Source organism: Pseudomonas helvetica, assembly GCF_039908645.1.
GTDB lineage: Bacteria > Pseudomonadota > Gammaproteobacteria > Pseudomonadales > Pseudomonadaceae > Aquipseudomonas > Aquipseudomonas helvetica.
In genome coordinates this window covers 6,281,805-6,303,432 of sequence record NZ_CP150917.1, presented here as the reverse complement: position 1 = coordinate 6,303,432, position 21,628 = coordinate 6,281,805, and the positions used below count along the sequence as shown (strand labels likewise).

The window sequence follows — 21,628 nt, the reverse complement described above, 5'->3', positions numbered from 1 at the left end:
CATCACCGCGTTGAACCGGTTAACACTCACCGGCCCCATCGCAGGCAAGCCTTGCTCCTACAAAGAATTGCGTAATCGCAGGCCAGGCCTGCGGTCAACCGAACCGAATTTGTTAGCACAGGGAGTTTCCCATGCAGCACGAAACACATACCCACGGCATCAACATGTCGGCCCTGGGTCGCGACAAACAGAGCCTGAACCTGGCACAGGAAACCGTGGCCATCGAAGTGCCGAGCCTGAGCCTGTTCTACGGCGACAAACAAGCGCTGTTCGACGTCAGCATGAACATTCCCAAGCAGCGCGTGACCGCATTCATCGGCCCGTCCGGTTGCGGCAAGTCAACGCTGTTGCGCACCTTCAACCGGATGAACGATCTGGTCGATGGCTGCCGTGTCGAAGGTGAGATCAACCTCTACGGCAACAACATCTACCGCAAGGGCGAAGACGTGGCCGAACTGCGTCGTCGCGTCGGCATGGTGTTCCAGAAGCCGAACCCGTTCCCGAAAACCATCTATGAAAACGTGGTCTACGGCCTGCGTATTCAGGGCATCAACAAAAAACGCGTGCTCGATGAAGCCGTCGAGTGGGCGTTGAAAGGCGCGGCACTCTGGGATGAAGTGAAAGACCGTCTGCACGAGTCGGCCCTGGGCTTGTCCGGTGGTCAGCAGCAACGTCTGGTGATCGCTCGTACCATCGCGGTCGAGCCGGAAGTGCTGCTGCTCGACGAACCGTGTTCGGCACTCGACCCGATCTCGACTCTGAAAGTCGAAGAGCTGATCTACGAACTGAAATCCAAGTTCACCATTGTCATCGTGACCCACAACATGCAACAGGCCGCGCGGGTTTCCGACTACACGGCGTTCATGTACATGGGCAAACTGGTGGAATTCGGCGACACCGATACCCTGTTCACCAATCCGGCGAAGAAGCAGACCGAAGACTACATCACCGGTCGTTATGGCTAGGATGCCGATAGCGTTGCTCGCTTAACCATCGCTGCGGTAGACCGCACCTTACCGGACGCTCCAAGGACGCCAACATGATTAGTAAAGAAGGCCTTACCCACCACATCTCCCAGCAGTTCAACGCTGAGCTCGAGGAAGTGCGCAGCCACCTCCTGGCCATGGGCGGGCTGGTCGAGAAGCAGGTCAATGACGCGGTCACTGCACTGATCGAAGCGGACTCGGGCCTGGCCCAGCAAGTGCGTGAGATCGACGACCAGATCAATCAGATGGAACGCAATATCGATGAAGAATGCCTGCGCATTCTGGCCCGTCGTCAGCCGGCTGCATCGGACTTGCGGTTGATCATCAGCATCTCCAAGTCGGTGATCGACCTGGAACGCATCGGCGATGAAGCGACCAAAATCGCCCGCCGTGCCATCCAGCTGTGCGAAGAAGGCGAGGCCCCGCGCGGTTATGTCGAAGTTCGGCACATCGGCGACCAGGTGCGCAACATGGTTCGCGACGCACTGGATGCCTTCGCTCGCTTCGACGCCGAGCTGGCGCTGTCGGTGGCCCAGTACGACAAGGTCATCGACCGTGAATACAAGACCGCGCTGCGCGAGCTGGCGACCTACATGATGGAAGATCCGCGTTCGATCACGCGGGTCTTGAGCATCATTTGGGTGCTGCGTTCGCTGGAGCGGATTGGCGACCACGCGCGCAATATTTCCGAGTTGGTGATTTACCTGGTGCGCGGTACCGATGTCCGTCACCTGGGCCTCAAGCGCATGAAGGAAGAAGTTGAAGGCACAAGTGCCGAAAGCGCTAATGTTCCGGGCAAAGCTGACGATAAGTAAGATTGCCCAAGTAAAGCGCCCGGCCTTGTGGTCGGGCGTTTTTGTTTGTGTGGCTTTCGAATTGAAACGCCGAATGAAAAAGCAGCACCCGCGAACGAAAAGTCCCGGCGTGACTGAAGAGTTTTGGCAAAGTGCCATCAGCCAGCGTTATGCTTGCCGGGATTTTTATAGGGGTGTTGGATGAGCAAGATCAGTGTGTTGGTCGTGGACGATGCGTCGTTTATTCGCGACCTGGTAAAGAAGTGCCTGCGCAACTACTTCCCGGGTATCCGGACCGAAGATGCCGTCAACGGCAAAAAGGCCCAGGCCATGCTGGCCAAGGAAGCATTCGACCTGGTCCTGTGCGACTGGGAAATGCCGGAAATGTCTGGCCTCGAACTCCTCACCTGGTGCCGTGAGCAGGACAATCTCAAGAGCATGCCGTTTGTCATGGTTACCAGCCGTGGCGACAAGGAAAACGTGGTTCAGGCGATTCAGGCCGGCGTTTCTGGCTATGTCAGCAAACCGTTCACCAACGAGCAGCTGTTGACCAAGGTCAAGCAGGCGTTGAACAAGGTCGGCAAACTCGACACCTTGATGAACAGCGCACCCACCAAGATGAATTCGGCGTTCGGCAACGACTCCCTCAGCGCGCTCACGGGCGGCAAGGCTGCTGTCGTCGCCCCTGCAGCGACTGCGGTCAATCCGTTCGCCAAGCCCGCCGCCGCCACACCGGCTGCCGCTGCCGCGCCTTCTCGCGGTCTGCTCAACAGCCCGCCGGTCAAGGCACCAGCGGCGTCCGCGGCCCCGGCCGGTGGTCGTGGCCAAGGTCAACTGCGCCTGCCCAGTGGTACTCAGCCCTGCGTCATCAAAGCGTTGAGCATCAAGGAAGCCTTGTTGGTGGTTAAGCGCACCGACACCCTGCCGCAAGTGCTCGACAGCGCCGTGCTCGACCTGGAGCAGGGCGACAACGCCGAAGTCGCCCGCCTGAACGGCTACCTGCACGCCATCGTCGCTCACGAGCCGAAACCCGATAGCGACTGGCTGCAACTGACCTTCCGCTTCGTCGACCAGGACGCGCAAAAGCTCGACTACATCTCCCGCCTGATCGCCCGCGGCACGGCGCAGAAGCATTTCGTACCGGGCGCGTAAGTACCTCACCTCTCTGATCGTTCCCATACAGAGCGTGGGAACGATCATCACAGCCCCACTTCCTCGGACATTTCCTTCAAGTTGTAGCGGTGTTCGGTAACTAGTCCGGCCAGTGGTTCGCGGCTAGTCTCACCTTGTCACCAAAAAACGGTGACACGGACGTGCAAGTCCGGCGGGGTACACAATGGGTTATGGCAATTCATCGAGCGTTTTTCTATGCTCGCGAATCGTTATGGCTGCTGTGTATGGGAGACCTTCGGGTCTGCCGGGTAACTCCGCCGGTCTTGCACACCTATGCACAGCTGCCACCTCTTTCGAAGTGCAAGCGAAACAGGGTCAGCTCCATATTGCGGAGTTTCACCTATGTTTAAGCCAACACCAAATCCACCAGAAGACCCAGCAACTTCCCCCTACGAATCCATCGATTCGAAAAAGCTCCACGAAGCCGCCGAACGCGCCCTCGACCACCATCTGGGCACGCCCCCACCCAAAATCCACCTGGCCGATGCCCGCAAAGGCCAACTCTTCATCGTCGCCCCCGGTGTCGACACCGACAGCCTCCTGGCCAACGCCTCTGAAGACATCGCCTCCATCAAAGCCATCGCCGGCGACCTCGCCTTCGAAATCGAAGGCTCCCGCCGCAACGTCGCCCTCGCCATCTACCGCATGGCCGAAGGCGCCCAACTGCTGATCGACCGCGCCATGGACAACCTCGACCCACCGAACCCAACGGAGTACCGGGTCAAGATGTAGCTGATCGTTAGTTGATCGTTCCCACGCTCTGCGTGGGAATGCCGCCCCAGACGCTCCGCGTCCGCTTTGGTGCGTGACGCAGAGCGTCACAGGATGCATTCCCACGCGGGAGCGTGGGAACGATCATCAAAGGTTTGGGAGCGATCATTTGAAACATCTGCCGACTACGCAGGTCGATTCTGGCTGCTAGGCTGTTTTCAGGCCTTCCTCGACAGAACCTTGCCTATGTTCGCGCGATTGCTGTTTTTCTGTGGTCTGTTCATGGCCTCCACCTCGGCTGTGGCCATCACTATTTATAAATCCACCAGCGTGACGGGTGTGGTCTCCTACAGTGACCGCCCATCCCATGGTGCGCGGATCTTTGTGTTCCGCGACCGCATGGAGGAGCACCTTGAGCGCCAGGTACTTCTCGATATCAAGAAGCAGAGGGACACGCACAGTGTGTTTGTGCGCAACGATTTGTATGCGCCGGTAGAGGTCGAGCTGAGCTTCACCGGGCTGAAGAATGTCAACGGTGCGCCGGCACAGCCGATCCGCCGGGTGTTGCCGGCGCGCAGCACCGTGCGTCTGGCGTTGCTCACGGCGATTACGCCGGGCAAGCCGCTGGCCTATACCCCGACGTTCAACTATTCGCTGGGCAACCCCACAGATACCACGCTGGCCTATCGGTATCCGCTGCCGTGGCGTGGCGGCCCGTTTCACCTGACTCAGGGACCTAATGGCCGATACAGCCATTTTGGGGTCAAGAACCGTTATGCCATGGACATCGCGATGCCTGAAGGCACGCCGATCATCGCGGCGCGTGGCGGGGTGGTGGTGAAGACCGAAAACCACCAGAGCGGACGCGGCACCGAGCCGTCGGGCAATTTCGTGCGAGTGCTGCACGATGACGGGACCATGGGCGTGTACCTGCACCTTAAGCGCGGTTCGGTGTGTGTGCGCGAAGGTCAGCGGGTGGCAGTCGGCAGTGCGCTGGGGTTGTCGGGCAATACCGGCAACAGCAGCGGGCCGCACCTGCACTTCGTGGTGCAGCGCAATAGCGGGTTGGGGCTGGTGTCGATTCCGTACCAGTTCAATCAACCGGTGGGCAGCTTGCCGAACTTTGCGCTCGGCAAGCAATAATCCAGGTCACTGCGATCAATTGTGGCGAGGGAGCTTGCTCCCGCTGGACGGCGAAGCCGTCCCCAAACAGATCAGCTCGGTCTGTCAGGACGAGTGCGATTGCAGGGTTTGGGGCCGCTACGCGACCCAGCGGGAGCAAGCTCCCTCGCCACAACAGCGGGCTCGCGCAGGGTTCAATCGAGCATCAGCACCTTGGCCAAAATGATCTTCGGGCCTTTCATCTTTTTGATGATGATCCGCAAACCTTCGACTTCCAGCACTTCTTCCTCTTCCGGCACCCGTTTCAGGGTTTCGTAGACCAGCCCGGCGAGAGTTTCCGCTTCGACGTGGTCCAGATCGATGCCCAGCAGGCGTTCGACCTTGAACAGCGGTGTGTCACCGCGCACCAGCAATTTGCCTGGCTGGTAGGCGAGGATCCCGCGTTCGGCCTTGCGGTGTTCGTCCTGGATGTCGCCGACCAGCACTTCCAGCACGTCTTCCATGGTCAGGTAGCCGATGACGTTGCCGTCGGCTTCTTCAACCAGGGCAAAGTGCGAACCGCCCTTGCGGAACTGCTCCAGCAACTGCGACAACGGCATGTGCCGCGATACGCGTTCCAGCGGGCGGGTCAGCTCGGCCAGGTTGAACGACTCGGGAATGTGGTCCAGCGCCGCCAGTTCCAGCAGCAGGTCCTTGATGTGCAGCAGGCCGACGAACTCCTGGCGTTCGCTGTCGTACACCGGGTAGCGGCTGAATTTGTGACGACGGAACAGCGCAAGGATTTCCTTGAGCGGCGCGTTGAACTCCAGCGTCACCAGGTCTTCCCGGGAGTTGGCCCAGTCGACCACTTCCAGCTCGCCCATTTCCACGGCCGAGGCAAGTACGCGCATGCCTTGGTCGCTCGGGTCCTGGCCGCGGCTGGAGTGCAGGATCAGTTTCAGTTCTTCGCGGCTGTAATGGTGCTCGTGATGAGGGCCGGGTTCACCTTGGCCAGCAATCCGCAGGATCGTGTTGGCGCTGGCATTAAGCAGGTAAATGGCCGGGTACATCGCCCAGTAGAACAGGTACAGCGGCACCGCCGTCCACAGCGACAGCAGCTCGGGTTTGCGGATGGCCCAGGATTTTGGGGCCAGTTCGCCGACCACGATGTGCAGGTACGAAATGATAAAGAAGGCGGTGAAGAACGACACGCCCTTGACCACTTCCGGCGAGTTGACGCCGACTGCGCTCAGCAACGGTTCGAGAATGTGCGCGAACGCCGGTTCACCGACCCAGCCAAGGCCCAGGGAGGCGAGGGTGATACCCAGTTGACACGCCGACAGGTAAGCGTCGAGCTGACTGTGTACGGTGCGCAGGATCTGCCCGCGCCAGCCGTTTTTATGGGCAATGGCCTCGACCTTGGTCGAGCGAAGTTTGACCATGGCAAATTCCGCCGCAACGAAGAAGCCGTTGAGCAAAACCAGGATCAGTGCAAAAAGAATCATGCCGAAATCGGCGAAGAGTGAAGCGAGGGTCACGCCAGGGGAAGGGTCCATGATGGAGTTTTGCGGGTTCCGTATATTCGAAAAGAAAGGGGATTGCCGAGCCTGAAAGGCAGGCCCAAGTCAGCCAATGTAGCGGCTGACAGGGCGATTGCCTAGTGTTCAGTCAACGTTCGCGCTAGTCGGTCAGCGAGTTGACCCGCGATTTTGTCACCTGTGCCGGCGCGAAATGGCAGGTGAACGTGCTGCCATGGCCGAGCACGCTGCTGATCTCCATTCGCGCACGATGACGTAACAAAACGTGTTTGACGATGGCCAGGCCCAGCCCGGTGCCGCCGGTATTGGAGTTGCGGCTGGAGTCGACGCGGTAGAAGCGCTCGGTCAGGCGCGGCAGGTGTTTGTTGTCGATGCCGATTCCCGAGTCCTGCACGCTGAGGTGCGCGCCTTGTTCATCACCCCACCAGCGGATGCGGATATTGCCGCCGTCCAGAGTGTATTTGACGGCGTTGAACACCAGGTTCGAGAACGCGCTGCGTAACTCGGCTTCACTGCCCTTGAGCATAATCGACGGATCGGCTTCCAGGGTGATGTGCTGGTTGCGCTGCCCGGACAGCGCCTGGGCATCACTCTTGATCGATTGCAGCAGGTTGTCGATCGGCACCGGCTGGTTGTCCGACGGGTAATCGGTGGCTTCGAGCTTGGCCAAGAGCAGCAAGTCATTGAGCAGCGTCTGCATGCGTCCGCCCTGTTGCTGCATTTGCTGCAACGCACGGCTCCAGCGCGGATTCACCTCTTCGACGTTATCGAGCAGGGTTTCCAGGTAGCCGCAGATCACCGTCAACGGCGTGCGCAGTTCGTGGGAGACATTGGCGATGAAGTCTTTGCGCATTTGCTCAAGCTGATGAATGCGGGTGACGTCGCGCACCAGCATCAAGTGTTCGTTGTTGCCGTAACGGGTGATGTACAGCTGAATCCGCATCCGGTCGTTGGTCGGCGAAGGGATTTCCAGCGGCTCGGCATAGTTGTCCTGCTCGAAATATTCCTTGAAGCGCGGATGACGCACCAGATTGGTCACCGGCTGACCGCTGTCTTGCGGGGTCTTGAGGCCCAGCAGGGTTTCGGCGGCGCGGTTCCACCATTCCAGGTTGCCGTCGCTGTCGAGCATGACCACCGCGTCTTTCAACGCTGCGGTGGACTCCTGAACCCGGTCGATCACCGCTTGCAGGCGTCCGCGCACGCGCTGATCGCGCCGTTGCAGGTGGTAGATGCTGTCGAACACTTCGCCCCACAGGCCATAGCCATCGGGTGGTGGTTCGTCGGGCTTTTGCAGGCGCAGCCACTCGTGCAGGCGCAGCAATTGCTTGAGGGTCCAGGCCAGGTAAATGCCCAGGCCTGCGGCCAGGCTCCAGCCGTAATAGCCAGTAATCAGGCCGATCACCAGGCAGCCGGTGACCAGTAACAGCATGTGGCGGATCAGAGTGCCATGCCAGTTTTGGTTCACTTAAACTTGCGTCCTTGTCAGCGTGTCGAGCAGGTAAGGGCCGGCTCAGGCCTTGGTAGAAAACCGGTAGCCGGTGCCACGCACGGTTTGTACCAGATTCTCGTAGGCATCGCCGAGAGCTTTGCGCAAACGACGAATGTGCACGTCGACGGTGCGCTCTTCGACATACACATTGCCGCCCCAGACCTGATCGAGCAATTGCCCGCGGGTGTAGGCGCGTTCCTGATGGGTCATGAAAAACTGCAACAAGCGGTATTCGGTCGGGCCCATCTCGGCGGGCTTGCCGTCGATGGTCACGCGGTGGCTGATCGGGTCCAGCAGCAGGCCGCCGACTTCGATCGGTGCTTCGCCATCGGTAGGGCCGGCACGACGCAGCACGGCTTTCAGGCGCGCAACCAACTCGCGCGGTGAAAACGGCTTGGTAATGTAGTCATCGGCGCCGACTTCCAGGCCCTGGATCTTGTTGTCCTCTTCGCCCTTGGCGGTCAGCATGATGATCGGGATGTCCCCGGTCAGCTCATCACGCTTGAGACGGCGGGCCAACTCGATGCCTGACGTGCCGGGAAGCATCCAGTCGAGCAGGATCAGGTCCGGTTTACGGTCGACAATGATGGCGTGGGCCTGTTGGGAGTTTTCGGCCTCCAGGCAGTCATAGCCGGCCATTTCCAACGCAACGGCGATCATTTCGCGAATGGGCGCTTCGTCGTCGACGATCAGAATGCTCCTGCCAACCATGCCTTAATCCTCTTGTCATTTAACTGTCTTGCGCCGCATTAGATAACGGAATTATTGCAGTCGTGTGACAGTATTTTAGCCGTGCGGCGATCAGCGCAATCCTGAACTACGCTCTAAGTTCGAATCCTGACAACCACAAAGGAAGGTTTCCATGACTCACTACGCTCAATCGTTCAAAGCCCTGGTGTTGGCCGCTGCCCTGGCATTACCGACACTCGCGCTCGCTGCCGAGCCGGCAATGATGAAGAACGGCATGATGGTCGATCAAAAGGGCATGACCTTGTATACGTTCGACAAGGACACAGGCGGCAAGTCGATGTGTAACGGTGATTGCGCCAAGACCTGGCCACCGATGATGGCCCCGGCAGGCGCCAAGGCTGAAGGTGAATGGACGGTCATCAAGCGTGATGACGGCATGATGCAGTGGGCTTACGACGGCAAGCCGATGTACACCTACAAAATGGACATGAAGCCCGGCGACAAAAACGGTGATGGTTTCAAAAATATGTGGCACATGGCAAAGCACTGACCCATACACAATGATCTGAACCTCTGGCAGACCCGCCCCTTTGAGGGCGGGTTTGCCTTTACGCGATCCGTAGCAGCAGGCTTGGCCAGCTGCTACAGGGACGTGGGTATCAGCGAGTTGCGTAGTCCAGCACGATCCCGACGAAAATCGCCAACCCGGCCCAATGGTTATGCAGGAAGGCCCGGAAACACTTCAGTCGGTCCCTGTCGCGGGTGTACCAGAACTCCCAGGCAAAGCACGCGGCCGCAGCCAGCAGCCCGAGATGGAACCAGCCGCCCAGCTCGAATTTCGATCCGGCCAGCAGCAAGCACCCCAAGGCCAGGCCTTGCAGGGTGAGAATGATCACCCGATCGGCATCGCCAAACAGAATCGCCGTGGATTTCACACCAATCCTCAAATCGTCGTCGCGATCGGTCATGGCGTAATAGGTGTCGTAGCCTACGGTCCACAGCAGGTTGGCAATCCACAGCAACCAGGCGATGGCCGGCAGTTCACCGGTTTCGGCGGTGAACGCCATCGGCATGCCCCAGGAGAACGCCGCGCCCAGTACCACTTGCGGGTAATAGGTGTAGCGCTTCATGAACGGGTAAGTGGCGGCCAGCGCCAGACCGCCAAACGACAGCCAGACCGTGGCTGCGTTGGTACAGAGCACCAGCAGGAAGCTCACGCCCATCAGCAATGCGAAGAACACCAGTGCTTCTTTGGAGCTGATCTTGCCGCTGACCAAGGGTCGCTGTTCGGTACGTTTCACGTGACCGTCGACTTTCCGGTCGGCCCAGTCATTGATCACGCAGCCACCTGCGCGGGTCAGCACCACGCCAAGGACGAAAATCACGATATTGGCCAATGACGGCGAGCCTTTGCCGGCAATCCACAGCGCCCACAACGTTGGCCACAACAGCAGGTAAATGCCGATGGGCTTGTCCATGCGGGTTAACTGAATGAAGTCCCAGGCGCGCGGATTCACGCGATTCAATGACTTGAGCAGACTTTGGTACATCAGCAGTTCTCCGTATTCGCGCCGGCAGCGCGCCACAGGGCTGGCAGGAATATTTCCGCAACCAGTACGCTCAGGTCCCCCCGGTCGAAACGCGAGCGCCGACCCCACAGTTGCGGCGCTTGAGATTCGCTGGGCAACCACTCGACAGGATAGTGACAAACCTCGATGGCGCGGCGCTGGAACGCCTGATCGCAAAACAACAGCTCGCCCAGGGAGCGGCTGCCCAACTCATCCATATTCAACCCGCCGTCCTGCAGCGAACTGCGTGCCGCCACACTGCGGGCAAACACCCAAGCTTCGCCATGACCGCGCAAATACACCTCGCGAACCCAGCCTTCACTGCCTTCGGGCAATTCCAGTGCGGCGCATTCGTCAGCGCGCAAAGGCTGCCAGCCTTCGAGCAGCGGCGTCACGCTGAAGCCGTCATCCGACAAACGGGTCAGGCGGCGGGTGAGCGAGCCCTCATCGAACAGCCAGTCGAGGGTTTGCGCGTCGGGTAGCGGGGTCAGCTGGCTTTGTGGCAGCCAGAACAGAGCAGGGGCGAGGGGTTTTGAGTGCGGCACAGTGAGTCAGTATTGGCAGCAAATGAGGCGGCGAGCTTACCATGTCGGTCGGTGATATTGACTGATCAGACCGGGTAGTGGCGGCGAACAGGCTTGCATCTGCTGCGCCCGATCAGTACAAAACGCCTTGAGCCGGACGGCAAACCCTTATCGGGTGATCGTTCGCGCCGGTAAAAGCCTGAGAACCTGAGGAAACAAGTAATGAAAAAGTGGCAATGCGTGGTCTGTGGGCTGATCTACAACGAAGCCGACGGCTGGCCGGATGACGGCATCGCGGCCGGAACCCCGTGGCAGGACGTACCGGAAGACTGGCTGTGTCCAGACTGTGGCGTCGGCAAAATGGATTTCGAAATGATCGAAATCGCTGCCTGATCACAGATTTTGATGAATTGAAGAGGAGTAAGGAATGAACGCACCTGTCGTGATCGTCGGCACTGGGCTGGCTGGCTACAACCTGGCCCGGGAGTTTCGCAAACTCGATGGCGAAACACCGCTGCTGCTGATTACCGCAGATGACGGACGCTCTTACTCCAAACCGATGCTCTCCACCGGTTTCGGCAAGAACAAGGACGCCGATGGCCTGAGCATGGCCGAGCCCGGCGCCATGGCCGAACAGCTGAAGGCTGAGGTGCGGACCCATACGCGCATCAGCGGCATCGACCCGGGCCACAAACGCCTGTGGATCGGCGAAGAAGCCGTGGCCTATCGCGACCTGATCCTCGCCTGGGGCGCGGAAACCGTGCGTGTGCCGGTGCAGGGCGATGCGCCCGAGGCGATCTTCCCGATCAACGACCTCGAAGACTACGCGCGCTTTCGGGCAGCGGCGGCCGGCAAGCGTCGGGTGTTGTTGCTCGGCGCTGGCCTGATCGGCTGTGAGTTCGCCAACGACCTGATCCTCGGTGGTTACGAGGTGCAACTGGTCGCGCCGTGCGAACAAGTCATGCCGACGCTGCTTCACCCGGCGGCCGCCGCAGCCGTGCAGGCCGGTCTGGAAAGCCTGGGCGCGCAGTTCCACCTCGGCCCGGTACTCAATAGCTTGCAACGCACCGATGACGGGCTCGAAGGGCATTTGTCCGATGGCCAGGTGATCCCCTGCGACGTCGTGGTTTCCGCCATTGGCCTGCGCCCGCGCATCGATCTGGCGGCCGCTGCCGGCTTGCAGATCAACCGCGGTGTGGTCGTTGACCGTCATCTGAAGACCTCACACGCCAATATTTATGCCTTGGGCGACTGCGCCGAGGTCGATGGGCTGAATTTGCTGTACGTGATGCCCCTGATGAGTTGTGCGCGTGCGCTGGCGCAAACCCTGGCCGGCAACCCGACAGCGGTCAGCTACGGTGCGATGCCGATTACCGTGAAAACACCGGTCTGCCCATTGGTGGTTTCCCCGCCACCACGGGGTTTTGAAGGTGCCTGGACCGTCGAAGGGCAGGGCGCCGACATCAAGGCGCTGTGCCGTGATGCCAGCGGAAAATTGTTGGGTTACGCGCTCACCGGGGCGGCAGTGATGGAGAAACTGGCTCTAAACAAGGAGCTTCCGGCGCTTTTGGCGTAAATACCGGTCGTTCTGTCGGAATCACCCCGCTTTTGCCTCTACAAAGGTCGCCCCGAGACTGGCGCCGCTCGTAACCGCATGCCATCCTCACTCCGTCTGCCGCAGAGTAGAGCCTGCGGCGCCTTGGGCGCTGTTCCGGAAGAACAGCACGGACATAACAACAAAAAACCGTCAAAGAGGCTTCACTCATGCGTAAACCAGATCTCGCCGCAGCAATCGCTGAAAAGGCTGACCTCACCAAAGAACAGGCTAACCGCGTACTCAACGCCGTCCTCGAAGAAATCACCGGCGCTCTGCACCGTAAAGACAGCGTCACCCTGGTGGGCTTCGGTACTTTCCTGCAACGCCACCGTGGCGCGCGCACCGGCAAGAACCCGCAAACTGGTGAGCCAGTGAAAATCAAGGCCAGCAACACCGTTGCGTTCAAGCCGGGCAAGTCGCTCAAAGACAGCGTCAACCCGTAAGAGCGGTACCGTCTCGAAGGGAGGTGGGGCGGTAAAAAAAATGGGCACGCCGACTGGGTCGGGTGCCCATTTTTGTTAGCCTTGGCGTCGGGCATGACTCACGAGGCACTGAACAACATTATTTAATCGGCTTGTTTTAATTATCCAAAGCAGTGTAGATCGCAATAAGCTGATCTTTATATTTTTTACTGTTAGGAATGCGTATGCCTTTCAAGTAAACATCCAGGCCGCTCGGATTATATTCTAGGAAGTACAATTCAAGTAAATAGATAATCAGGAAATTTTTATAGAAGGGCAGGACCTTGATTATCTTGTCCTCACCCTGATTTCCTTCCTGCTCGTGCGCGGTTTGTTTGAGCTTCGATAGTTTTGCCTCCATAAAGGCTGCAAGGCTTACTTTTCCTTGGTCAATAACGCGCTCTAGCGCTTCAATTTCTACATTGGCAACATTAATTTTATTGGCGTCGTATTGGAAAAGATTGTCCGAAGGTTGACCTTCGTTAATGTCGAGATTCAAGTGTTCTTTAATATCAAGCAGTGTTGTTTGATAGCGGTTGCTCTCTACGAATGACTTAACGTCTTCAAGGTTTACCATTTGTCGATTCCCGTGATTATTTTGGATAGATCATATCCGGTATGCCTGAAGGGATCTGCTGCTTCATGTTCCCACGGTGTTAGCGCATCAAGATTTTTCGAATCATGGACGCCGGTACCGCCTGTACGTTGCGGTATGTCACGATGGTGTAGCTCCATTGAAACAACTCGCTCCTCAACCGCGCCTGTTTTGCGGTTAATAAATTCCACTTTCATCTGAGGAGCCGAACCGCCCTTCATACGTGCCAGGTTATTTTTTGAGTAGCGCGACGGATTGGTTGTTGCTTCTTCCTTCCAGAATTTTTTCCGTGCTGTACTCCAGCACGACCAGCCCCATGGATCTATCCAGCCAAAGGGGTTCGGAGAATATGTATACAGATTCAAGCCGCCGGTCAGCCCAATGGGGTCAGGCGTGGTGAAACGTCCAATATCAGGGTCGTAAAAACGAAAGGTGCTGTAATGCAGCCCCGTCTCCCGGTCCAGGTACTGCCCCTGAAACCGCAGGTTTTGCTCTTCAATGTAGTACGGCTCGCGCACCTCCTCCAGCGTGTTGCCCCACACCCGATAAGTCGCCTGCCAGACGTTGTGGCCGTCTGCTTCGGTGAGCTGTTCCGGCAGGCCGTTGAGGTCGTTGTGGTAGTAGCGGATTTTTTGCAGCGGGCCGGTGCCGTCGACGCGGGCCAAGGGTTCGTAGCCTTCGTCTTCGTAGAGGTAGAGGCTGGTCTGCTGATGGCGATGTTCCTGCAACAGGCGCAGGCCGTCCCAGGTGAAGCGGGTTTCTCCGAGTGGGTAGCCGTGGGTGTCGTGCTCGGTTTTTTCAATGAGTCGGCCCAGCGGGTCGTAGGTCATCCTGACCACGCTGTCGTTTTCGTTGCGCACTTCAATCAACCGGCTTTCGGCGTCGTAGGCGAAGCGTTGCAGGCCCCGTTTAGCGCTGCGCTTTTCGAGCAGTCGGCCGGCGCCGGGTGGTGGGCCGTCCAGCAGGTTGGCGGCGGCGTCGTAGGTGAAGGTTTCGCTCTGGCCGTGCAGGCTGTCCTGGCTAGTGATGATTCGGCCATTAGCATCATCGGATTCGTGGGGGCGTCATGTTTATGAACTTGACTCTCTTTTTATAAGTTTTCCGCTAGTGATTTCCAGAAAATCTTTAATGTTCCCATGGGCTACTTCTATATATTGGTTGACCGTAACTTTGTCAACAATGCCGCATAGGTAACTCCAGTGTCTGCCAGTTTCACTGTGAAAATAAATTACCCCCCACTCACAGGGCAAGATATGCTGTTTAGAGTCGATAGATATTATATTCCAGATTATTCCGCCGAGATTTGATATTTCTTTTCGGGTGGCTTCGTTAAAAGCAATTGTTCCGTCGTCGAGCCGTCCTTGTGAGGTGTTGCAATCAGGGCATCTATTAAGTTTGGGGTCGTAATTTGCATAGCAATTCTCGCATACTGTGTATTTCATGATGGCCTCAACTATTCTATTGGGATGCTGGATGTTATGACCCCAGGTCCTGTTCCACCTATGTGTGGGTCTGCATGGTCAGTGATTACGCGGATTTTTTGAGTTACTCCATTTTGTGTTGACGTGCCCTCAAATACTTTTCCATAGAACCCTTCTCTATTGGAAATTACTTGGTTTGATGGGGTGTTGGCAACGTCTTTGGTGGCCTTGGCAATATCTCTATTACTTCATCCTGCCGGAAACAAAGAACCCTTTTGTCTGCTTGGTTTCATCGCAGAATAAGGGAGTTGCTTAGGCGGTCTAACGTGTGGCGAGTGCCTTCTTAGTATGTGCCGGAGGGAACCAAATGAGAATTTATAGCCTTTTCCGCTACCGCAAGTGCTCAGGCCAGCAGGGTCAATCCAAGATGAGGGATTCGGTCCATATTGATAGAGATTCAGCCCCCCCGCCAACCCAATCGGATCCGGCGTCGTAAACCGCCCCACATCCGGATCATAAAACCTGAACGTATTGAAATGCAGCTCCGTCTCCCGGTCCAGGTACTGCCCCTGGAATCGCAGGTTCTGCTCTTCAATGTAGTACGGCTCGCGTACCTCTTCTAACGTGTTGCCCCACACCCGATAAGTCGCCTGCCAGACGTTGTGGCCGTCCGCCTCGGTGAGCTGTTCCGGCAGGCCGTTGAGGTCGTTGTGGTAGTAACGGATTTTTTGCAGCGGGCCGGAGCCGTCGACGCGGGCAAGGGGTTCGTAACCTTCGTCTTCGTAGAGGTAGAGGCTGGTCTGCTGATGGCGATCACGCTGCCGTTTGCGTTGCGCACTTCAAACCGATCAGGAGCGGCAGAGGGGGATTTGAAGTATCGCCCGCTGGTTTATTTCTTGCTGTTCATCACCGGATCGGCAAGGTTTTCATCGCCATCATTCATTCGCTGCAAAAGCTTTACTGCGCGGGAAAAACCTTGAGCGGCTGAACGTTCCAGCCACTGCCTGGCTCGTTCAAAGTCCTGCTCGACTATCCATCCATCAAAGTACATTTTCGCCAAGTCATATTGACCGTGGGCATCACCGGATTCGGCTCGGGGAAAGTGAAATTCCACCGTTTGGGATGTGGTATCAATCTCCCAATAATCGCGTTTGTTTACCTGGAATAGCCGAACAGTTTGATCGTTCACCCATTCAGCAGGCCCTAGCAACGACTCAAAAAGACCCCGCGCGACGTTGATTCGCGTGGCTGTGAAAAATGCTTCAGGCGTATTTTTTGAACCCTGCACCAGGACGCCGATGTTGATGTATTGATCCGTGCACCAAGCAGCCGTTGCAGTGAGCGTTTTGGACGGGTTTTTTAGTGAGCGTCCCGAGGTACCTGAGAACCGATAGTCACGTTTGATGATTTCAGCTTGGAGCTTATGTATCGGGTCGGTATCCCACCCTTTGAGCGCCGCCAGTGACAAAAGCGCTTCGTTAATGTCCTCGATTAACGACTGGCGAATGGCGCTGTCCGTAGCGTCCGCAGGTAGCTTATCGAGGTGTTTGAATGGATGAGAGTAGGTGCAAACTTCCAGAAGCGTTTTCTCCGCTTCGACTGGAGCTTGCTGAAGAATTATTTTGGAAATGCCGCCAGCAGGTAGCTTGCACTTAGTAGCAAGGAGATAAACGTAGAGTACGGCTGCCTCTCGAATGCTGTGAGTCTGGAGGCGCACCGTAGCGGAGTCGATTTCAAGTGTCGATAAATATTTGCTCATCAGAATATCTATCTCGTCGCGCTTGGCAGTGAGTTACCCACTGGACCTAATAACCTGGTGCCAATGCCTTTGGCCTTGGGTTCATTCGCTTTGGACAGAACGCCATCTTTAAGCCCCGTTTTTTGTAGTCAACGGTAGAGATATTCCTCCTAATCTACTACCAGTTTGAGGGCACTCCATCCTCATCATCAATAGCAATTTCGGTATGAGACCTGATCCACTCGAAAAAAGCAGACAGGTCATTCTCGATGCTGGAAGGGTGAGCGCTAATCTCCAAAAAAATACGTTCTTTTTCTAGGAAGAGACGGACGTCGTAGTTCCAATCTCCCGGACTTCTGGGCTCGGTGCCCATCAGTCGGAATTCTTTTTCCTGCAAGCTCTTGGAAAAAGTTCTAAGGCTGGTGATTTTTCGCACTATCTCTTTGAGATTGGTCGTGTACCAGATTGTATCCTTAAAAGACAATATAAACTCTGCCGACATTATGGTTACCTTCTAACTTCCGTGAGGTCTGCCCGAAACCGTTGGGTAATCTGGCGGGTTTTTCATTCCGATGTGCGCTTCCGAGGAATGAGTGCTGACGGCTGTTTTTCCGTCATTAGCTAATTCAGTGGTGCCTGGGTTTCCATGTCTACCTAATGATTTGTGACTGTGAGCATTGTTCGATCCTTTGAACGGTGTGGGGGTCGTATTCCCATAGGCATGAATCTGGACTTCTGAACCATCAGAGTGTACCCAACGCTGGTTCCGGGTATTTGCTGGATTCGTTCTGGTATAGCCGTTTTGCCGGAGGATTTTCTCCACCTGTTGCACGGATTTCCCTTTCAGCGACGGAAGTTTGGAGACATTAGGTTTATTCGCAAATTTGCCCTTGGCATCGATCCATCTCCCTTTTGAGTTCTGCCTGGTGGCTGGACCACAGGCTAGCCCCAACGGGTCTATCCAAGTAAAGGGGTTAGGTGCGTAAACATAGAGATTAAATCTCCCCGCCAACCCAATCGGATCCGGCGTCGTAAACCGCCCCACATCCGGATCATAGAACCGGAACGTATTGAAATGCAGCCCCGTCTCCCGGTCCAGATACTGCCCCTGGAATCGCAGGTTCTGCTCTTCAATGTAGTACGGCTCGCGCACCTCCTCTAGCGTGTTGCCCACACCCGATAAGTAGCCTGCCAGACGTTGTGGCCGTCCGCCTCGGTGAGCTGTTCCGGCAGGCCGTTGAGGTCGTTGTGGTAGTAACGGATTTTTTGCAGCGGGCCGGTGCCGTCGACGCGGGCAAGGGGTTCGTAACCTTCGTCTTCGTAGAGGTAGAGGCTGGTCTGCTGATAGCGATGTTCCTGCAACAGGCGCAGCCCGTCCCAGGTGAAGCGGGTTTCGCCGAGTGGGTAGCCGTGGGTGTCGTGCTCGGTTTTTTCAATGCGTCGGCCCAGCGGGTCGTAGGTCATCCTGACCACGCTGTCGTTTTTGTTGCGCACTTCAATCAACCGGCTCTCAGCGTCGTAACCGAAGCGTTGCAGGCCCCGTTTAGCGCTGCGTTTTTCGATCAGCCGGCCAAAGGCGTCATAGCGGTAACGCTTGTCCGGATCATAAAGCGGGAACGTGTTGTAGTGCAGCCCGGTCTCTCGGTAGAAAAGCTCATTCCCGTTCTTTATCCAAACATGCATGTTATGGTTTTCGCTAAAAAATAGAGCCGGAAGTTGTTTGGCTCTTCCGGCTCTTTTTCTAATCTATTCTAGAAAGTCATCGTTTTCCAAATAATAAGTAACTGCTTTCAGCAGTTCTTCTTTGCTGGAGTTCGGATGATGTTCTATTTTATTTTCAATGATCGCTTTGAGTATTGGAGACTCAAGGAATGTTCCGTATTTGTCATCAAACTCCATTTCTTCGTCGTCATTTTCTGCAAGGTAATATTTTTTATTTAGGATGTCGTTTTTTGACTCCAAATCAAAATCAGTATCCACATATAACCAGCCGACATTGGGTAGGTCATTACATTTTTGCAGAAGTTCGTCAAAGCCATTAATGGTTATCATAAGTGCTCCTTATTTTCAACATTTCGTACCGCCACCCCATTTATTTCGACCGCCTTTACCATCAGGGTGGTAGATTTTATGATGCGTTTTATGATCATTGAAGTCGGCTAGCTGTAATGAACCTGGTTTGTTTCCATGATGCCAAGTCATATTGGCTGGGGATGTTCCTCTAAACGTCCCATTCGGCCGTGGCTGCACATGCTCTACAGCACCAGGGTATTTAGTCTGCATTTGACGTTTAAAGTCCGGATCTGTTTGCATTCGTTTGTAAACAGATTCATTTGCGCGGCTAAAGTGCTCTGCGTCAGTCATTTTGTATTCGGACGCGTTCAGTGAGTGCTCATGGAACACATGATATTTCCCTAGGTCGCGAGATACTTCACCATTGTATGGTCTAAGCGGATCTATCCAGGTCAGTGGGTTTGGAGCATAACTGTAAAAATTCAGCCCTCCCGCCAACCCAATCGGATCCGGCGTAGTAAACCGCCCCACATCTGGATCATAGAACCTGAACGTATTGAAATGCAGTCCCGTCTCCCGGTCTAGGTACTGCCCCTGAAACCGCGGGTTCTACTCTTTTACGACCATCGATTAGTCAATCAGCCTCGTACCAATTCATCGTTTTCATCAGGCGGTTCTTTCTGGACGAGTTCTTCGTAATTTGCAGGCTCTGAACTTAAGGTGGCAGGCAGCCATTTACCATTAATTTTCTCATAGCTACCTGCTCTGTAAGGATGACGGGCGACAATTTCGGTAATTTCTTTTTGGAAATTGCTCTCTTCATACCAAACGCTGCCGCATTCACCGCATCCCAAGAGTGGCGGCGAATGGGTGTCAATCAAATCTACCCATCCTGCGCATTGAGTAATAGGGCATCGATAATTTATGTCTTGATTCTGATTCTGAGCACTATCCGCAGTCTTGACGTATTGCGTAGAGGAGCCGCAGCAGGGGCACTCTATCATTATGAAGCGTTGACCCTTTTCGACTAGTGGCAAGACGAAGCTTTGCTGCTGCGCATTCAGTTCAAAGATTTCCTTGCAGACTTGACGCTGTGTACTTTTAATTGAGTCCATATGGATTTCCCCCTTCAGGATATCAATGTAGGGCCTTGCTATTGGCTTTATGGTAGGCCTTGTCAATGAGAACAAGATTACTTTGACGATTGTTGCCTCCCCTGAAAATTGGCCTTTTATGATGTACATCAAAGCCATCAGGAACCAGGCCTTTCTTCATTCTGTCCGCGCCAGCCTGACCATAGCGCTGGAGTGACTTGGGATCTTTGGACTTTTTTTTCAAAAATTTCTGTTTAGCGCCGCCTTTTTTATCAAAATTTGCTCGTAACTTCTTAATCTCGCTTTTTGTTATTTTGTGGTAACAGGTTTTCAGACCCCAAGGGTCTATCCAGGTAAACGGGTTCAGCGAATACTGATAAAGATTGATTCCCCCCGCCAACCCAATCGGATCTGGAGTGGTGAACCTCCCCACATCCGGATCATAGAACCTGAACGTATTGAAATGCAGCCCCGTCTCCCGGTCCAGGTACTGCCCCTGAAACCTCAGGTTCTGCTCTTCGATGTAGTACGGCTCGCGCACCTCTTCTAACGTGTTGCCCCACACCCGATAAGTCGCCTGCCAGACGTTGTGGCCGTCCGCTTCGGTGAGCTGTTCCGGTAGACCGTTGAGGTCGTTGTGGTAGTAGCGGACTTTTTGCAGCGGGCCGGTGCCGTCGACCCGGGCCAGGGGTTCGTAACCTTCGTCTTCGTAGAGGTAGAGGCTGGTCTGCTGATGGCGATGTTCCTGCAACAGGCGCAGCCCGTCCCAGGTGAAGCGGGTTTCGCCGAGTGGGTAGCCGTGGGGGGCGTGCTCGGTTTTTTCAATGCGTCGGCCCAGCGGGTCGTAGGTCATCCTGACCACGCTGCCGTTTTTGTTGCGCACTTCAATCAACCGGCTCTCAGCGTCGTAACCGAAGCGTTGCAGGCCCCGTTTAGCGCTGCGTTTTTCGATCAGCCGGCCAAACGCGTCATAGCGATAACGCTTGTCCTGATAGGTCAGCAGTTTGTTGTGCACCACCAGCCCGGCACCGGGTTGCGGGGCGTCCAGCAGATTGGCGGCGGCGTCGTACTCGAAGTGCTTTTGCACCGCTGCCGGCAGCAGCGAGGGCTGGCTGCTGTGTCGGCGTTGGCGTGAGCGCAGGCGACCGCTGCGGTCATATTCGCTGCGAGTGCTGATCTGGCCCTGGGTGCGCAGCACTTCGCGGTGCAGGCGGTCGCGTTCGAAGTCGCTGATGACCTGGCCGTCGAGGTTGATCTGGTGCAGGTGGCCGCTGCCGTAGTACAGGCGATTGAGCCAGCGGCCGTCGGGTAGTTGGGTCTGGATCAGGTTGCCGAGTTCGTCGTAGTGGTGTTGCAGACTACCGGCCGTGCATATTACCCCAGACCCGGTAGCTGGCCCCAAAGGTCAATCCCAAGGGCTTGAAGGCGGCAACCCCAGAGGCTCGTCAAAAGCTCCACCAAGCCAATAGGTTCGCCCTGGAATTCCACCGTTGTACTTGAGGTAGTGATCTCGAAAGGAGGGAGATAGCTTCTTTCCAAACGTCGACTCAAGATTGTCGATATCTACTGGGCTAATCGCGGCTTCGTCTTTTCGAGAATACGTGTTCAATCGTTGTTGGTTTTTATTTATCAGGGCGGAAATTATCAATTATTTTTTTGAGGGTGATAGGTCGCTATTTCAAAAGCCTTCCTGACAGCTTCTCCGACCTCAGTATTTGTAGGAGTCATGGGCAGTGTTATAGCTTTGGCCTCCAGCAGCGTTTCCCATGCATTAATATTGAAGTTGTCGAAGGGGATAACAGAAACTGATTCGTGCTGGAAGTCCTTTTCAACGGAAATCAGGCGGCTGTTTCTCATCAGGGAAGGGTAAGTTTTGGATTCTGTCCATTTACATAGCTGGGCACGTAGCTCCTTGAGCTGCCAAGGCGAGAACTCTGGTGCGATTTTCCCATAGTTATTGATAGCTTCAATAACAGCTGAACCGATCTCTTCATCCGTAGTCGCCCTATTCAGTTTTTTTGTCAGTGCGACGTTTTCGCTAGCGCTAATAGCTGCATCGGGGGCTTGCTTTGATCGTTGGATAATATAGTAGTTATCGTTGCATTCGAAAATTATCGCGTCGTGTTTCTGCATGC

The 21,628-nt window shown here is 55.8% G+C and carries 22 protein-coding genes and 5 pseudogenes; 9 read left to right on the top strand and 18 right to left on the bottom strand.

All coding sequences use genetic code 11. The features are described from left to right. Positions 1-131: 131 nt before the first annotated feature. The 5 genes from pstB (at position 132) to AABM55_RS29210 (ending at position 4,807) form a co-directional block, all read left to right on the top strand. Positions 132-965 carry a phosphate ABC transporter ATP-binding protein PstB gene (pstB, locus tag AABM55_RS29230; RefSeq protein ID WP_054594761.1) on the top strand — a complete coding sequence of 278 codons (834 nt, stop codon included), beginning with the start codon at positions 132-134 and terminating at the stop codon, positions 963-965. A 74-nt stretch (positions 966-1,039) separates the two neighbouring features. After that, positions 1,040-1,801, top strand: coding sequence for a phosphate signaling complex protein PhoU (phoU, locus tag AABM55_RS29225; RefSeq protein WP_054594760.1), 762 nt, complete (start codon positions 1,040-1,042; stop codon positions 1,799-1,801). Between the two features lie 180 nt (positions 1,802-1,981). After that, a complete protein-coding gene (locus tag AABM55_RS29220; protein WP_347928409.1) occupies positions 1,982-2,932 on the top strand; it encodes a response regulator in 951 nt (316 codons plus the stop codon). Positions 2,933-3,295: 363 nt separating this feature from the next. Continuing rightward, entirely contained in the window at positions 3,296-3,685 is a 390-nt protein-coding gene (locus AABM55_RS29215; protein WP_347928408.1) for a DUF6124 family protein, read from the top strand. Between the two features lie 225 nt (positions 3,686-3,910). Continuing rightward, positions 3,911-4,807 (top strand): M23 family metallopeptidase, encoded by an 897-nt coding sequence (locus AABM55_RS29210; RefSeq protein WP_347928407.1) that lies wholly within the window; start codon positions 3,911-3,913, stop codon positions 4,805-4,807. Positions 4,808-4,980: 173 nt separating this feature from the next. Here the strand turns inward: AABM55_RS29210 and AABM55_RS29205 are convergent, their stop codons facing one another. The 3 genes from AABM55_RS29205 to phoB all read right to left on the bottom strand — a co-directional run bounded on the left by AABM55_RS29205 (position 4,981) and on the right by phoB (position 8,503). Then, a complete protein-coding gene (locus AABM55_RS29205) occupies positions 4,981-6,321 on the bottom strand; it encodes a hemolysin family protein (protein ID WP_054594756.1) in 1,341 nt (446 codons plus the stop codon). Between the two features lie 124 nt (positions 6,322-6,445). Continuing rightward, positions 6,446-7,732, bottom strand: a complete 1,287-nt coding sequence (phoR, locus tag AABM55_RS29200; protein WP_347930096.1) for a phosphate regulon sensor histidine kinase PhoR — start codon at positions 7,730-7,732, stop codon at positions 6,446-6,448. An 81-nt stretch (positions 7,733-7,813) separates the two neighbouring features. Beyond that, positions 7,814-8,503, bottom strand: coding sequence for a phosphate regulon transcriptional regulator PhoB (gene phoB, locus AABM55_RS29195; protein WP_007896474.1), 690 nt, complete (start codon positions 8,501-8,503; stop codon positions 7,814-7,816). A 151-nt stretch (positions 8,504-8,654) separates the two neighbouring features. Here phoB and AABM55_RS29190 point away from each other — a divergent pair, with 151 nt between their 5' ends. Continuing rightward, complete coding sequence (locus AABM55_RS29190; protein WP_347928406.1) at positions 8,655-9,032, top strand: hypothetical protein; 378 nt, start codon at positions 8,655-8,657, stop codon at positions 9,030-9,032. 109 nt (positions 9,033-9,141) lie between these two features. On the opposite strand, the gene ubiA is transcribed toward AABM55_RS29190, so the two are convergent. Further along, positions 9,142-10,032, bottom strand: a complete 891-nt coding sequence (gene ubiA, locus AABM55_RS29185; protein WP_054594753.1) for a 4-hydroxybenzoate octaprenyltransferase — start codon at positions 10,030-10,032, stop codon at positions 9,142-9,144. Next, on the bottom strand, positions 10,032-10,595 hold the full coding sequence (locus tag AABM55_RS29180; protein ID WP_347928405.1) for a chorismate lyase: 564 nt from the start codon (positions 10,593-10,595) through the stop codon (positions 10,032-10,034). Before AABM55_RS29180 ends, ubiA begins: the two co-directional genes overlap by 1 nt. Before the next feature lie 201 nt (positions 10,596-10,796). On the opposite strand from AABM55_RS29180, the gene AABM55_RS29175 reads away from it, so the two are divergent. The 3 genes from AABM55_RS29175 (at position 10,797) to AABM55_RS29165 (ending at position 12,614) form a co-directional block, all read left to right on the top strand. Beyond that, positions 10,797-10,967: a rubredoxin gene (locus AABM55_RS29175; RefSeq protein ID WP_054594751.1), complete on the top strand. Its 171-nt coding sequence runs from the start codon at positions 10,797-10,799 to the stop codon at positions 10,965-10,967. A gap of 34 nt (positions 10,968-11,001) precedes the next feature. Further along, positions 11,002-12,150 carry an NAD(P)/FAD-dependent oxidoreductase gene (locus AABM55_RS29170; RefSeq protein WP_054594750.1) on the top strand — a complete coding sequence of 383 codons (1,149 nt, stop codon included), beginning with the start codon at positions 11,002-11,004 and terminating at the stop codon, positions 12,148-12,150. A 188-nt stretch (positions 12,151-12,338) separates the two neighbouring features. Further along, positions 12,339-12,614, top strand: a complete 276-nt coding sequence (locus AABM55_RS29165; protein ID WP_003195589.1) for an HU family DNA-binding protein — start codon at positions 12,339-12,341, stop codon at positions 12,612-12,614. Positions 12,615-12,750: 136 nt separating this feature from the next. On the opposite strand, the gene AABM55_RS29160 is transcribed toward AABM55_RS29165, so the two are convergent. From AABM55_RS29160 to AABM55_RS29105, 13 genes and pseudogenes are all read right to left on the bottom strand, one after another. Continuing rightward, a complete protein-coding gene (locus AABM55_RS29160) occupies positions 12,751-13,209 on the bottom strand; it encodes a hypothetical protein (protein ID WP_347928403.1) in 459 nt (152 codons plus the stop codon). Continuing rightward, positions 13,203-14,273, bottom strand: a pseudogene (locus AABM55_RS29155) (RHS repeat-associated core domain-containing protein); the annotation flags it as partial. The gene AABM55_RS29160 and the pseudogene AABM55_RS29155, both read right to left, overlap by 7 nt. Positions 14,274-15,049: 776 nt before the next feature. Beyond that, positions 15,050-15,460: pseudogene (locus AABM55_RS29150) on the bottom strand (RHS repeat-associated core domain-containing protein); the annotation flags it as partial. A 77-nt stretch (positions 15,461-15,537) separates the two neighbouring features. Further along, entirely contained in the window at positions 15,538-16,407 is an 870-nt protein-coding gene (locus AABM55_RS29145) for an SEL1-like repeat protein (RefSeq protein ID WP_347928402.1), read from the bottom strand. Between the two features lie 157 nt (positions 16,408-16,564). Then, positions 16,565-16,888: a 3-hydroxydecyl-ACP dehydratase gene (locus AABM55_RS29140; RefSeq protein ID WP_347928400.1), complete on the bottom strand. Its 324-nt coding sequence runs from the start codon at positions 16,886-16,888 to the stop codon at positions 16,565-16,567. 438 nt (positions 16,889-17,326) lie between these two features. Next, positions 17,327-17,985, bottom strand: a pseudogene (locus AABM55_RS29135) (RHS repeat-associated core domain-containing protein); the annotation flags it as partial. 147 nt (positions 17,986-18,132) lie between these two features. After that, positions 18,133-18,438: a hypothetical protein gene (locus AABM55_RS29130; protein ID WP_347928399.1), complete on the bottom strand. Its 306-nt coding sequence runs from the start codon at positions 18,436-18,438 to the stop codon at positions 18,133-18,135. 15 nt (positions 18,439-18,453) lie between these two features. Then, positions 18,454-18,789, bottom strand: coding sequence for an HNH endonuclease (locus tag AABM55_RS29880; protein ID WP_367576142.1), 336 nt, complete (start codon positions 18,787-18,789; stop codon positions 18,454-18,456). 60 nt (positions 18,790-18,849) lie between these two features. Next, positions 18,850-18,993 (bottom strand): annotated as a pseudogene (locus AABM55_RS29875) (RHS repeat-associated core domain-containing protein); the annotation flags it as partial. Positions 18,994-19,037: 44 nt separating this feature from the next. After that, positions 19,038-19,514: a hypothetical protein gene (locus AABM55_RS29120; RefSeq protein ID WP_347928397.1), complete on the bottom strand. Its 477-nt coding sequence runs from the start codon at positions 19,512-19,514 to the stop codon at positions 19,038-19,040. 310 nt (positions 19,515-19,824) lie between these two features. Next, positions 19,825-20,859, bottom strand: a pseudogene (locus AABM55_RS29115) (RHS repeat-associated core domain-containing protein); the annotation flags it as partial. A 39-nt stretch (positions 20,860-20,898) separates the two neighbouring features. Further along, positions 20,899-21,102, bottom strand: coding sequence for an SMI1/KNR4 family protein (locus tag AABM55_RS29110; RefSeq protein WP_347930094.1), 204 nt, complete (start codon positions 21,100-21,102; stop codon positions 20,899-20,901). A gap of 35 nt (positions 21,103-21,137) precedes the next feature. After that, positions 21,138-21,626, bottom strand: a complete 489-nt coding sequence (locus tag AABM55_RS29105) for a contact-dependent growth inhibition system immunity protein (RefSeq protein WP_347928396.1) — start codon at positions 21,624-21,626, stop codon at positions 21,138-21,140. Between the last annotated feature and the right edge of the window lie 2 nt (positions 21,627-21,628).